This is a genomic window from Stenotrophomonas sp. A3_2, from assembly GCF_036624925.1.
Lineage (GTDB): Bacteria > Pseudomonadota > Gammaproteobacteria > Xanthomonadales > Xanthomonadaceae > Stenotrophomonas > Stenotrophomonas hibiscicola.
On record NZ_JAZKVY010000238.1, the window covers coordinates 95,794 to 108,691 of the forward strand.

Genomic DNA, 12,898 nt, shown 5'->3' on the forward strand with positions numbered 1-12,898 from the left:
GGTGATGAGCCTCCTGGCGGCAGTCACACGGTAGATGAGCCGTCATGCGAACCAGGCAATCGCTACGCACGACCTCCAAACCACCAGAGGACACGGCTTGTTGGCCCAAGCATTGTTCATAAGCAGCATATGAGCCCCCTCTCAGCCCCTGAGACAGTGGCCTCGCCTTGCCCCCCCCCCCTGTCTCGACACCTCTTGGAGCACCTGCCTCTCGCCCGGCTTGGGGTCGAGTGAGGTTAGAGTAGTAAAAACTGCGCAGGGGATGACAACGCGCAGGCTCTCAAACGGAAATTAAGGGGAACCGCATGGCTCATGACACAGACTCGCAGAAGATCAGCTTGCCCGAATGGCTGTCCATCAATCCTTGGGCGATCGTCTTGGTCGTCACTGCATTGATTGCAGGTATTCTCATGGGAGCACAACACAGCAAGGTTCCAGAGCTTGCCAACGTCATTGTCGGCCCGGCCGTAGGTTCGTTCCTTGCAGTTGGAGCTGGTGCATGGCTCGCGAATTGGCAGGAGCGCCGAAAGCGCACCGAAGCCAAAGTCTTCATCGCGCCTATCTTGGGTGAGATCACCCAAGCCATTGAAGGCGCCATCAACGGTTACGCAAATTACGAACGGCTTCTTCAGGAGCATAGACTCACCAAGCCAGCTCCAAAGGATGGACGGGTCGCCGCCGCCTCTTGCTTAGCAAAGCTTGAGGAAGAGGGCCACAAGATCAATCGCCGGCTGCACCAGCTCCAGACGGCCTTCAACTCCGTGGGCTATCAAGGCAGTGTTCTGTATGCAGACGCGCTGGAGATCCTCAAACGAATCCAGTCACGACTGGACAAGCACTCAGAGGAAATGGGGGAAACGGACGCTGACATTTCCGAGCGCACCGTCGGCGACCTCATTGATCTGTGGCGCTGGTCCGATTCCCTCAAAGCAACGGCCGTGTCTGGAAAATACACACCATCGATTCGGCCATTGCCCGATGGGGTCCGAAACGATCACCGCTGGAGTGCTAGCACGCCGTCCTGACAAATTTCTACTTGCAATCCAGATCGAGAGCGACCGTCGCGTTGCCCAAGTTGCTGGGCAACGTGGCCTTGCAGACCCCTTCCACCTCCACCGTCTGGCCGGGGCGCGGCTGCTTCAGGTAGAGCACCCCGTCATAGCCCACCTGGGTGGTCTCGGTCGCCGTCTTGGCCACCGTGCCCGCTTCGATGGCCGAGCCAGTGAGGCGGAAGGTGCGCGCGGCCTCGGTCAGGACCGGGAAGGTAAGGTGCATGCCGGCTTGGCGGCCAGCGGTGGCGGCTTGCTCGATCTCGGCCAATTGGGTGCCCAGTGGCAGCGCCCGATCGTCTACGCGGACCTCCGTGGGCACCATCGGGGTCACCTCGCCCACCACCAGGCGGCCTTGGGCGTTGGTCTTCCCCACCAATCTGCCGCCCACCCTCACCGGCACCCCGGCTTGGCCGGGCACGTCCACCACGGCGAAGGATTCGGCCGGACCTAGGAACGTCACGCCCTGGCGGTCCAGGTGGACGGCACCGGCCATCGAACCGGAAGCCCAGGTGCCGCTGGGCCCGTGCTCGGCGTTGATCTGGGCCCACCCTGCCCGGGTGGTCCAGTTGGCGTTGGCCCGGGCGGTCTGGCCAGCCGCTCCCTCGTCCACCGAAGCAGACAAGCCGACAGGGGTTCCCAACACCGTGGGACGGGCGCGTCCTTGGACGGCCCAAGCGGTGGCATCGGGGGCTTGCCGGGCCCTAACGCTCACGCCCTTGCCCCGGCCGAAATCGTAGCTGTAGCCCACCTCCACCCGGGTTTCCTTGCGCTCCAGATCGCGCAACGCGGAGACGGCCACGGTGTGCCCGTAGCCACGCCAAGTCAGCCCGGCGTCGGCGTAAGCGGTGCGAAAGCGTGGCGTGCGCACGTCCGAATAGCTGGCCCGAAGGGACCACTGGGGCGTGGGCCGCCAGAAGACCGAGCCTCGGGTGCGCTGCTCCACCTCCACCGCATTGGAGGCGCGCAGGCGCCAGTAGTCCTGTTGGCGCTCGTGCTCCAGGCGCACGCCAAACCCCGGGCCGCGGTAGTCGTAAGCCATGGCCTGCCGTTGGCCGCCTTGGGTTGACGTGCCCACTTCCAGATCCAGCGTGCCGTAGGTGCCAAGCACCGTGGTGGCCCCCAACGCCACGTTGGCCTTACCGTTCGATGAGGTTTGGGCGGTGCCGCGCAGGCTCCACCGGTCATTGAGGCCCCAAGCCACCGCCCCGGTCGCGCCCAACGCTCCATAATCGCTCTCCCCTTGGCGCACACGGCCGGCGGCGACTTCCCAGGTGGTGAGCCCTTTGCGGAGCAACGTGGGGGCGACGTAGAAACGCTGATCGCTCACCACGGTTTCGCGGCCGTAAGGGTCTCGCACCACCACTCGGGTTTGCTGCGCACCGGTGCCCAAGGCGCTGCCATCGGCCGTGAACGGCCCCTTCCCCACCTGGCCCTGCAGCACACGGGCGCGGTTGGCCAGGACTTCCACCGTGGCCGGATCGAGCGCCACGCCACCGAGCATCGGGACGGGATAGGTGGGCGTCAACGGGTCCAACGCCCGCGGGTCCTTGGCCACGCGCATCCCAGCCAGGTTGACCGGAGAGGACGACGGACCAGCGAACACATCGCCGGCCTGGTAAGTCACCAAGCGGTTGGGATCGTCTTTCTGCCAGCGCGTCACGCCGCGAACGTAGCCGGTGCCCGACGCGTCGGTGTTGACCTGCCCGCTGGTGCTGACAACGCCCCAACGGCCCGCCTTGCGGACTTCGTGCCCCAAGGAGAGCGCCTGCTGTTGCTCGGACACCATGCCCGCCACGCTGTAGTTCACCAGCACCCCGGGAGCGGGCGGCGCGATGGGGCCGCGCTCGGCGCGGACACGGGCCACGCGCTGGGCTTTGAGCCGGTCTGCCGGCAAGTCCAGAGCGACCGTGGCGCTGGCCTCGTCCACGGCAAAGCCCACGCCCAGCGCCTGGGCGCTCATCGGATCCGTTTGACCCGGTGGAAGCTGGAGTCCGACCTCGCGCCACGTGGCCGGCTCGGCGAACCACTGACCGCCTTGCTGCCAGAACGTGAGCGGATCCGCCTTGGCCTTGCCGCCGATCACCGGCACCAGGAACGCGGGTGCCACGCCTTCGGGCACCGCTGCGCTGGCCGACGATGCAGCCAGCAACAACAACGCCAAGGCGTGGCCACGCATGGATCACCGCCCCACAGGGACGGTGACGGGCTGGCCGTTGACGGTGATTGAAAGGTTTTCAGCGCGCTGCCCGGGCTGGGCCTCGTAGGTCATTGAGGCCCCCGGCAGGGTCCAACCCAACGCACCCTCGCGCCACGGCTTGCCACCAGCCGGGCCGATGGACGACACGCGGGCGGCGGTCTGGCCGTGGTTGGTCAGCCGGTAGCCCTTGGGCACCGCCTGGACGGTCACCTGGGGGACAGGCGCGTTGGCGACCTCAAAGGCCACGGGCAAGTCCTGGTTGACCAGCAACTGGACGCCTTGGACGTTGGGAGCCCTGAGCTGCATTAGCAGGACGCGGTAGTAGCGCCGCTCGCCCAGCGCGCCCACCCTCATCAACCGGGCGGTGCGCTTGGATTGGGGCGGGACGTCCACGAAGGTGGGCGCCCCCACGATATCCGTGGTGGGTGAAAACACGTTCTGCCCTGTGGCCTGATCCCACCCCACGGCTTTCACCTGGTAACGCACCGACGCGTCGCCGCTGTTGTGCAGGGTCACGGCGACGTGCTTGGCCGAGGTATCGGCCATCAGGGTGGTGGGGCCGACGGAGATGGAACCGGCGGACGCCGAAAAGGACAGCAAGGACGCGGCGGCCACGGCCAAAAAACGTTGGGAATGGGTCATGGGGTCTCCTTTAGGGGCGTCTCCATTCAAACTAGATCGGAATACCATTCCGTCAACCCATACCTACTCATCTTTTCGGCAACAAAAAGCCCCCGGGGCAAGCCGGGGGCGTCGGGACAACCGATGGGGATCAGTTGTAAGTGGCGGTGACGGTGACCGTGTCGGTGTAGTTGCCGCCCACGGCCTGCTTGAGGGCCAGGAAGCGCACCGCGTAGTTGTAGCTCTGGACGGTGCCGTCGCCAACGCCGGTGAACGCGTCGGTGTCATCCCCCCATACTTGGCTTCCCTGCGGGTCCTTGAAGAAACCGTAGGGGATGTAAGCCCCGGCGCCGTTGGTCACAGCCCGATAGGTCCCATACCCGGACAGCAGGCCGAAGTTCTGCCCCTGGCCCGGCGAAATGGAGTAAGTCGTGCCCGCGTTGCACACGATGCTCAGCCCGGAGGTGCGGGCGGCAGCTTCGGAGATGCCCGACCAGTCCGTGCCTTCGATGGAGGTCACGGACAGCTGGCAGGTGTTGGTCAAGGTGCCCTGAATCGTCAGGTCCGCGGTGGTGTCGGCGGCGAACGCGGGCACTGCAAGCGAAGCCAGGGCGATGGGCAGAAGGGCGCGAAGGAAGGTCTTGCGTGTCATGGGTATCGTCTCCTTGAGAGGGATTGAGTGGGGATGAGTAGCCCCAGAATGGGCCATCCCCTTACCGATACCTCGAATCTGAAAACGCGCAAGGGTGGGCATTGAGCCAGCGGTCAGAGCCTGGCTCGTTTGCCACCGGCCGCTGACTGTCTCCATAACCCATCCAGCTCACGCGCACGGTGCTGAGCCATTGCCTCCTGAATCATCCGCTGAAGGACGAACGCAAACGCGTCAGTCACAAAAACGCCCACGCCGATCCCGCAATCATCCGGCAAGCTGGAAATCTGTTTTATCGATGGCTGGTGAATGACCTCGTCGAGCTCAGGGGGCAACGGGTCCACGAACGTGTCAATGAACGCCCTCACCTCGGTTTCGGCTGCTTTGCAAAGGTCGGCGTCAGTGAGCAGCGCCCGCAAGTCGGCAAGCGTGGGAAGCCACACCGTATTGAAGAGCGGGCCACCCACCGAGGGACTGACGAAATGGATGCCGTGAAGCACGGATGCCCTCTCACTCTTTCCGAGCTCTCCGTCTCCCCAATAACCGTTCATCGGAGGAGTCACGTCACCCATCATTAGCCAGTTCTGCGCGCCGCCCCTGCTCTTCTCGCCAGCACTTGAGCAGGTGTTTGTAACCGGGCTTGGCTTGGGGGACGTGGAAGGATCGTCCGTAAGTGTTGACCTTCCCGCCGTTGTGGAGCTCGACGGCATGAACCGCGGTCCAAGTGGTCGCCCAGCCCAGGCTGTCGTCCTCTTCAAAGCTGACGGGCTCCAAGGAGACCGCTGCATAATTTTCAATCAAGCCGGGATTCAATCCCAACGCGATCATCTTGGTTTCGTTGGTTGTGACGGTTGCGCTCATGTGACACCTCTTGGCTTGGTCGGCGGCATTGCCTACCCCTTAATTCAAGGTAGATCGCCCTGGAAATTTGTCCACGGCCTTAGTGGACAAAATCTTGACTAAAAGCAAAAAATGCGGCGCTAAGGCCGCAGTTTTTCCTAACATCACTTATCGCGCCGAAGGCGTTGGTGCTTTCCATCCATGCGGATGCTTTTTCAGATGCCGGCGCGCAGCGGCCGCCGGCGGCTTCCGCCGCAGGTCTTTGCTTTAAAGGGGGTGGTCACACCCACCCTCGTGAAGCCATCGACACGTGCGAGGTGCCCGCGATCACAAGGTGATCCAGCACTCGAATGTCGAAAAGGGCAAGGGCCTGCTTGAGGCGGTCGGTGATGGCGCGGTCGGCAGCGCTGGGCTCGGGGTTTCCGCTGGGGTGGTTGTGAAAGAAGATGACCGCGGCGGCGTTGTGGTCCAACGCCTTCTTGGCGACGATGCGGGGATGGACTTCGCACCCATCGATGGTGCCTTGAAAGAGGTGCTCGGTGGCAAGGATGCGGTGGCGGGCGTCCAGGAACACCGTGCCAAACACTTCGTGATCCAGGTGCGCGCAGCGGGCAGTGAGGTAGTTGCTGGCACTGGAGGGGTCGGTGATGGCCTCGTGGCGCTGCAGGCGACGCTCCAAGATGTGCGAGGCGGCCAAGAGGATGCCCTCATCGTCCATGGCCAGCTGGTATTGGGCCCGAATGTCGTTGGCTCGCTTCACTTGCTTTCTCCACCGGCGCGGGATTAGCGACGGGCGGGCGTGGTGTCTGCGGCGGAGGCGGTCAGTGGGAGCAGGCCGACAAGGGCCAGAGAAAGAACCAAGACGCGCATGAGGCCTCCTTTCATGAATGGGTTGCACTACCCATAACAAAAGGTTTGGTTTGCGCAACGGGATCTAGAAAAGAAAAAGGCGGCTTTCGCCGCCTTTCCCTTGGGCTTAGAAGCGCGCTCGCAAGCGAGGGGCTTCCTGGGTTTGGCTGTCCTGCCCGTGGGCCTTCATGGCCGCACCAACCTGGCGTTTGGCATCGACCCCAAACCCGCCTTCCGGTGGCTTCCAAGCGTTGGCGGGCGGGAGCAGGCTGACCAGGAGCTTGGCCCTCTCTTGAGCCCGCAAGTCGTTGAAAAATGGCTTGCCGCTGTTGATCGGCGCTTCGCCCTTTTGGTTTTGGATGTGGGGATCTGCGCCCGCCTCAATCAGCGCACTCCAGACAGTGGCATCGCGGCCCGCATGAAGAGAGGTATTCCCGTTGTTGTCTTGGGCGTTCATATCCGCCCCTGCCTTGGCGAGCGCTTCAATCGTCTCTGGAAAAATCGCACGGTGGATCGGCGCCTGGCCGTCCATTCGCCGTGCAATGACGTCTGCGCCTGCACGGGTGAGCAAGGCCACCGCCTCGGGGTCCCTGGCTATATGCAGCGGTTGATTCCCCTGGTCATCGCTCGCCGCGGGATCAAGGCCTGCTTTCAGAAGTTCCTTAAGCGCGCCCGTGTTCGCCTCGAAGAGAGGGGTTCGCCCTCGGTTATCCCGGGCTAGGATGTCTGCCCCGGCCGCAATCAAGGCGCGGGCCTCCGTCTGCCCGGTTGCTCGGAAGAGAGGGGTTTGCCCTTCATTATTCCTCGCGCTGACATCCGCTCCCGCCTTCAGCAACGCTTTGAGACTGTCGTTGTGTGCGCCAAACAACGGGGTGTTCCCTTGGGTGTCGCGAGCGTTGATGTCAGCGCCAGCCTTCACGAGCTCCCTTAAAGCCCCTTCGCTCGCTCCGAAAAGGGGCGTTTTCCCTCGGTTATCGCGCGCATGAATGTCTGCCCCGGCCGCAATCAACGCCCTGGCATCCCCTTGCCCTCTCGCGTTAAAAAGCGGTGTTTCCCCTTGGTTATTCTGCGCATTGATGTCTGCCCCGGCCTTGATCAGTTCAATCACGGCTCCCTCGCTTGTCACAGAATGAAGCGGCGTATTTCCAAGGCCATCCCTCGCTTCGATGTCAGCCCCAGCATCCAACAGCCTCCGAACTTCGCGCGGGTGATGCGCATCATGAAGTGGCGTTTGATCCAGCCAATCTTCATCCCTTGCGTTCACATCAGCGGGGATTTTGGTAAGCCCGATTTGCTTCAGAAGAACGTCTTTGAGATTCGAAATATTCAACCCACACCTCCACAATAGTATTTTGACCTCCCACCATTAGCAGAAAATCAGAACCTCGCAAGGGAATTAAATAGAAGAAGACGGCTCTTGCCGCCTTTCTTTTTCCATGTCAAAACCGTTGTCGGATTCGAGGCTTCTGGCTTCCCTTTCCTCACCCTGGGCTTTCATGGCCGCACCGACTTGACGTTTGGCGTCGGCCCCAAATCCGCCTTCCGGTGGCTTCCAAGCATTGGCAGCGGGAAGGAGCTCGTCAAAAAGCTTGGATCGGTTGTGGGCACGAATGACCTGATCGGATTGATCATTACCTGGCCGCCCCAGAAGATCCGTGGGCGTTGTTCCTTCTAAATCGGGATCCTGAGGCGTGCGTCCAGCCTTGAGCAGGTCACCGGCCCATTCTGCATCGCCGCATGCAACAGCGAAGTGGAGCGGATACTCGGTCGCGGCCGTCAGGAAGGCCTCGTAGTCTTGCCGCTGTCGATGCGGGCGTCCTCCTTCCACTCATCTTAATTTGTCTCGTCGTCCCAATGCTCGTCAAAAGCGGCCTGGCGGAGCTCGTCGGGTAATCCCCCCATTTTTAGCAGCGGCCAAAAGTAGAAATAGGGATGGTCTGATCAATTCACACTGAGTCGTGGGTTTTCAGCGCCGGAGTCATCCTGGGCCTTCAGACGCGGCGGACTGCCATGTTTTCCGCTCTCGAAGTGCCCTTGCGGGCACCTCAAGACGGAGTTACCCCTGTGCCGCCAACAGCTTCCGGCGCACCATCCACAGGTTGGACAGCGCGAACAGGGTGAGCACCTGTGCCGTGTTCTTGATCAAGCCGAGATAGCGCACCTTGGTGTAGCCGAACTGCCGCTTGATCACCCGGAACGGATGCTCGACCTTCGCGCGCAGACTAGCCTTGCAGCGCTCCCAGCGCTCAACCTGTTCGAGCTCACGCGCGTTGCCAATGGGGAATTCAACCGGAGGATTGAAGAACGGGCTTGAAGGCTTGAGGATGAGCTACCTGGACCCGCAAACCGTCACGAGACCCCGATGGACTACCCTGACCTTGCCCCCCTGGAGGAAATCTCCGGTCCGTTCGCCCTTCTTTCGAAGGGCCCAAAATTCATCGCCGCCTGGCTTGCCAAGCGCACTGAGGAGCGCTACCGGGAGTTCACCCGTGCCGCGCTTGAGGGTCAGGTGTTCCCCGAGAACGCGGAGGCCATGACCTCGGAAGATTTTCTGGCCATGCTGCGGGCATTGGAGATGGACATCGAGGCCGAGAAGGCCACCGTCTATGGCCGCCTTGCCTGTTCAATCGCTACCGGCAAAACCGCAGGCCATCTCAAGCGCCACTTCATTAAGGCGCTGAGCGACCTGTCGTTTGGCCAGGTCGATCTTCTGCGACGCGCTTTAATCACCGAGCGTCACCACGTGTTTCCTGGCACCGGCGGGGGTAACCTGGACCCAAAAGAATTCCTTGGACTGCAGTCGAAAAGCAGCATCAATCGCCAGACCTTTGAACGCTGGGGCCTGATCGAAGAGAAAGGACTGAGCCTCGCAGGCCGACGGTTCGTGGAGGCTTGTTTTACCAGCGATGAGTTGGCGCCCTCCTCAGTGGGCTTTCAGGAATGGGCCAAGGGTCGCATCCACATCGTTTGCAACGAGATGGGCGCGCCGAGCTGCCACAGCGTCCTGGTCCAACTGACCGAAGATGGGCACCGCCGGGCCATCCATGTCCACAACAGCGCAGCACTTCGGGGACGCTCCAACCGCCTGCTGACACCCGGCCCCGTCATGGTGGTCCTTCTCACCGATAAACCCCAGCGTCTCGCCGACGAATGGACCACGGTGGAAGACACCATCCGAGGAAGAGTCCTGGCCGTGGTGGCCACGACCGATCCGAATGCGCCGTTGCCCGTCGCCATGACGGGCTTGGAACGCATAGATGCGTCACCGGACCGTGCCGCAGAAGCCGTGACGGCGATACTGGAGCGCTTTGAAGCAAAAGGGTTACGGGGCACCTGAGACCGCGATGTTAAACCCGATTCGACCGGTCATTGGAAGTGGCCGCCAACTTTCTGGCGGCCAACGAGCACTACTTACAGACCAAACGAGGCTTCACGGACAGCGACTTGCATGCCGGACAGAAGAGCCCCAAGTTGATCTTCCGCTGAAAGTGATGACTGCACTTCTCGCAAACAAAAAGGTAAGGCGCCCCTGGAACGAAGCCGGGCATCACTTTCCTTCCTTGCGCTTGAAAATGACCTTTCCGCCAGCCTCGTATTCCACATCGTAGCCTTTGTAGATTGCGAGGATCAAAGAGAGACCAAGGCTTGCGGCGGTGATGATGCCGATGATCTCGACTCCAGTGACTGTCGCGACCGCCCCCAGGCTGAGCGTGCTGAGCCCAGCCGTTACTGGAGCGAGCCCAACTGCAGCAACGATTGCTGCAACACCGACGGCACCAAGCTTGGCGAACTTGCGCGTCTTCTTCAGGTCGTCTGCCAACTTGCCCACAACCACAATCTGCTGCGCCTTTGCATTCTTGGCCGCTTCCAGCTCATCCCGCGTCCTTACTGTCACGCTTGCCATAACGCCCCCTGTTGTTAGCAATACCAGTGATGGATACCCTGGGCAGGATAGCCGAAGGGAACACCGTGTTCCTAGCAGCAATGATGGTGCCCAACTGTCTCTCCAGCTGAGACACGAACTCAACGCATCCGCTGCCACGGGTCGTCCTTGGGAGCCTCCACCGTAACCTCGGCAACGTCGTCTTCAGCGCGCCATGCCTTCCCTTCGAGCACCATGGTGGGACCCCTGGAACGTGCGATGGCGGCCTCTTTGGCGGTCGGCGGGTTCCATGACCGATGCTCCTCTAGGTAGCGCTCCGTGGACGGCCTCAACGGCAGGCCACCGCTCGGCAATGGCAACGTCCGATCATGGCGTTCGTCTTGCTGACGGGCATAGGCGACTTGCTCGGGCTCCCCAAGCGCCTCTCGGTGGGCATCCAGCAAGCGATCGACAGCGTCCACGTCCCCGCGGGCATGGAGCGATTCGGTGTAAAGCGCTTGAAGCAACGGGTCACGCTCTTCGTGAATCTCTTCGCCTGTGTCTTCGCCTTGGAACAGCCCATCCTGGCGTGGGCGGGCGTCGACGGGGTCTGGGCGCAACCGACCGTGACTCGTTCTCATGCCCGCCTCCGCGCCAGCCCGCTGCCGTGAAGCAGCCCGCATGCGATCGAATAAACGACAAGAGCCAGCGTGGATGACAGGTATAGGTTGGAAGGATCCAACCAGACTTGGCTCACCACGTGCTGTAGCTGGTAAGCCAGCAGTGCCAAGCACGCGTAGAACACGGCCAAATGCCACATCAACGCAACCACGGATGGGGCGTCCTCTTGGCCGGCTTGGAACGCCTCCCAGCCCCTGCGTGCGCTGCGGGCTTTGGACGCGCACAGCCACGCGATTCCGAAGGTGATCGCAAACATGGCGAGCTCAAACAGCACGACCACCAGAATAACGGTCATGGGATCCTCCTCTGGGTTGGGAGCAGGCCATGGGCCTGCAGGTAAGCGTGGACTGCCTGTCGGGTCACGCCCAGGCGCTTGGCAATTGCAGGGCCGTTGTTCCCCTGCTCCAGGAGGCGCACCACCAGAGCGTGTTGGTCAGCCAGTGGGCGCCGGGGCTTTTGACGCAACCCCAGGTGGGCCAGATCGGCGCTCACCACGGGCGATGGAACGCCCAGGGCTTGGGCGATGGCGGCGCGGCCGTGTCCCTCTCGGACCATCCGGGCGACTTCGGAGCGGCGGTGGGCAACGGATGGCCGCTTCATGAGCTCAACCAGAAGCCCGCAAGCCGTGCCTTCGCAATACACGCCTCCACCAACGCGTTCGCTTTTGTGCATCCTTACGGCCCCACGCGCACGCGAGCGCTGTTGTTGTCCGACCGGGCATTGATGCCAATGGCACAAGGGCTTCCGCACGAATAATCGCCAATGCGCACCGGCGAAGCATCAAGCGGCACCACCCGGGTCTTCTTACCCTTCCCCACCAAGAAGACCCGATCACCTTCGCGCACATCCACATCGGCGTCTTGGACCACCGCGAGGACGCGCTGGCGGCGATCGGACAGATCGCGCACGTAGATCTCCACCGCACGCCGGCCGCTGAGGCCCTTTTGAACCGCGGTTCCGGCAGCCGCACCGATGACGCCACCGGTCACCCGGGCTGCATTGCGGTATTCCCGGTTCTTGACCTGGTTAGCAGCCCCATAACCAACGGCCGACCCGATGGCGGAGCCGGCGTTCAGACGCTGGTCGGACGTCAGTTGAACCGTGCGAACCATCAGGACCTCGCCCAGTCGGGCGTCCTGGACGGATAGGGCCTCGGACGAACCGTAACGGCGAGCGGAGGTGGAATCGGCGGCAAAGGCGGCCGGAGCAGACAACGCCAATGCAAGGGCCAGAACGATGGGTTTCAAGGTGCACCTCCATTTCGTGAGTAGGTTCACCTATGCATAGATCGATTCTGGGAATGCGCAAGGGGGGGGGGCTTCGGAGCGCGGTTACACAGACTGCAGTCCGCGTCATTAAATTGACGGAAAAGCGACAAAATGAAGCATATGGACAGAGATTGATGCTCAGGCGATGATTCTGCCCACAACTCAAAACCAACAGGGAAATGTATGGCAAGGAAGAAGAGTTCATCGGCCGCAGGTGCCGCGATTTCGACCGGCGGCGGAGCCGTCGCTGGCGCAACTTCTGCGATCCTCGGCGTAACCAGTGGTGCAGCGGCCGGGACCGCCGGTGCAGCCGCCGTGACCTCCGGCTTGGCAACCGTCGGGAGCGTTGTGGGCGGTGGCATGCTTGCTGGACTGGGGGTGGTCGCGGCTGCACCAATTGCGGGTGGTGCGGCGATGTTCGGCGTCTACAAGCTCTACCAGCGCATGGCATCCAAGAAGTAACCGCTCTGCCTGGCCCACTGCCACAAGCGGTTTCCCTCTACGTCGCGCAGGCTTCGTCAATGTCTGCAAGTGGCCATCCAAGCTAGCAACCTTGGTGGCCGCTCTTACCAACTTGTGGCTCAAGCCCTTGGACCAAAAGGCCACGTTGACCTCAATGCCCCGCTGGCGCAGCCAGAGTGCGGCGTGACGCTCAAACCCGAGCGCACTGAGGCCGTTCATGCAGGGCTAGCAGCCGGCGGAGTGCGGTGCAGTCCGCGCCTACACGTTGGGATGCACGATGGGTTCGCGCATGCTCGATAGCACACGGATCGGAATTTCTGTTACTGCACGTAGATCAGACTGGCCATTTCTTCCCCTTTCTCTCTCGCCCCTCCGCGTCTGGCAAGGAATCTGAAACCGGCAAGCTCTCCTGTCGTG

Annotated in this window: 15 protein-coding genes and 1 pseudogene; 4 read left to right on the plus strand and 12 right to left on the minus strand. The window is 62.2% G+C overall.

Annotated features, from left to right (window positions below; translation table 11 throughout):
• Positions 1–305 precede the first annotated feature (305 nt).
• Positions 306–1,025: a hypothetical protein gene (locus R5H29_RS09105; protein WP_049430732.1), complete on the plus strand. Its 720-nt coding sequence runs from the start codon at positions 306–308 to the stop codon at positions 1,023–1,025.
• A 7-nt stretch (positions 1,026–1,032) separates the two neighbouring features.
• Here R5H29_RS09105 and R5H29_RS09110 read toward each other — a convergent pair whose 3' ends face one another.
• The 9 genes and pseudogenes from R5H29_RS09110 to R5H29_RS09150 form a co-directional block, all read right to left on the minus strand.
• Positions 1,033–3,228, minus strand: a complete 2,196-nt coding sequence (locus R5H29_RS09110) for a fimbria/pilus outer membrane usher protein (protein ID WP_061478949.1) — start codon at positions 3,226–3,228, stop codon at positions 1,033–1,035.
• Positions 3,229–3,231: 3 nt separating this feature from the next.
• On the minus strand, positions 3,232–3,891 hold the full coding sequence (locus R5H29_RS09115) for a molecular chaperone (RefSeq protein ID WP_061478950.1): 660 nt from the start codon (positions 3,889–3,891) through the stop codon (positions 3,232–3,234).
• Between the two features lie 130 nt (positions 3,892–4,021).
• Complete coding sequence (locus R5H29_RS09120) at positions 4,022–4,522, minus strand: spore coat protein U domain-containing protein (RefSeq protein ID WP_164171068.1); 501 nt, start codon at positions 4,520–4,522, stop codon at positions 4,022–4,024.
• A 113-nt stretch (positions 4,523–4,635) separates the two neighbouring features.
• Positions 4,636–5,091, minus strand: a complete 456-nt coding sequence (locus R5H29_RS09125; protein WP_125892007.1) for a hypothetical protein — start codon at positions 5,089–5,091, stop codon at positions 4,636–4,638.
• A complete protein-coding gene (locus R5H29_RS09130; protein WP_049403041.1) occupies positions 5,084–5,380 on the minus strand; it encodes a hypothetical protein in 297 nt (98 codons plus the stop codon). Before R5H29_RS09130 ends, R5H29_RS09125 begins: the two co-directional genes overlap by 8 nt.
• A 259-nt stretch (positions 5,381–5,639) precedes the next feature.
• Positions 5,640–6,119 (minus strand): RadC family protein, encoded by a 480-nt coding sequence (locus R5H29_RS09135; protein WP_061478952.1) that lies wholly within the window; start codon positions 6,117–6,119, stop codon positions 5,640–5,642.
• A 216-nt stretch (positions 6,120–6,335) separates the two neighbouring features.
• Complete coding sequence (locus R5H29_RS09140; RefSeq protein WP_164171070.1) at positions 6,336–7,538, minus strand: ankyrin repeat domain-containing protein; 1,203 nt, start codon at positions 7,536–7,538, stop codon at positions 6,336–6,338.
• A 66-nt stretch (positions 7,539–7,604) separates the two neighbouring features.
• A complete protein-coding gene (locus tag R5H29_RS09145) occupies positions 7,605–8,036 on the minus strand; it encodes a hypothetical protein (protein ID WP_125892011.1) in 432 nt (143 codons plus the stop codon).
• A gap of 228 nt (positions 8,037–8,264) precedes the next feature.
• Positions 8,265–8,486: pseudogene (locus tag R5H29_RS09150) on the minus strand (transposase); the annotation flags it as partial.
• Positions 8,487–8,570: 84 nt separating this feature from the next.
• On the opposite strand from R5H29_RS09150, the gene R5H29_RS09155 reads away from it, so the two are divergent.
• A complete protein-coding gene (locus tag R5H29_RS09155) occupies positions 8,571–9,545 on the plus strand; it encodes a hypothetical protein (RefSeq protein WP_006375894.1) in 975 nt (324 codons plus the stop codon).
• 210 nt (positions 9,546–9,755) lie between these two features.
• On the opposite strand, the gene R5H29_RS09160 is transcribed toward R5H29_RS09155, so the two are convergent.
• Complete coding sequence (locus R5H29_RS09160) at positions 9,756–10,112, minus strand: hypothetical protein (protein WP_006375896.1); 357 nt, start codon at positions 10,110–10,112, stop codon at positions 9,756–9,758.
• Positions 10,113–10,459: 347 nt separating this feature from the next.
• Here R5H29_RS09160 and R5H29_RS09165 point away from each other — a divergent pair, with 347 nt between their 5' ends.
• Positions 10,460–10,741, plus strand: coding sequence for a hypothetical protein (locus tag R5H29_RS09165; RefSeq protein WP_061478953.1), 282 nt, complete (start codon positions 10,460–10,462; stop codon positions 10,739–10,741).
• Here R5H29_RS09165 and R5H29_RS09170 read toward each other — a convergent pair.
• Positions 10,708–11,046 carry a hypothetical protein gene (locus tag R5H29_RS09170; RefSeq protein ID WP_032971199.1) on the minus strand — a complete coding sequence of 113 codons (339 nt, stop codon included), beginning with the start codon at positions 11,044–11,046 and terminating at the stop codon, positions 10,708–10,710. The genes R5H29_RS09165 and R5H29_RS09170 overlap by 34 nt on opposite strands.
• A gap of 379 nt (positions 11,047–11,425) precedes the next feature.
• A complete protein-coding gene (locus R5H29_RS09175) occupies positions 11,426–11,998 on the minus strand; it encodes a hypothetical protein (RefSeq protein ID WP_061478954.1) in 573 nt (190 codons plus the stop codon).
• Positions 11,999–12,202: 204 nt separating this feature from the next.
• On the opposite strand from R5H29_RS09175, the gene R5H29_RS09180 reads away from it, so the two are divergent.
• Positions 12,203–12,481, plus strand: coding sequence for a hypothetical protein (locus R5H29_RS09180; protein WP_006375898.1), 279 nt, complete (start codon positions 12,203–12,205; stop codon positions 12,479–12,481).
• The last annotated feature ends 417 nt before the right edge of the window (positions 12,482–12,898 follow it).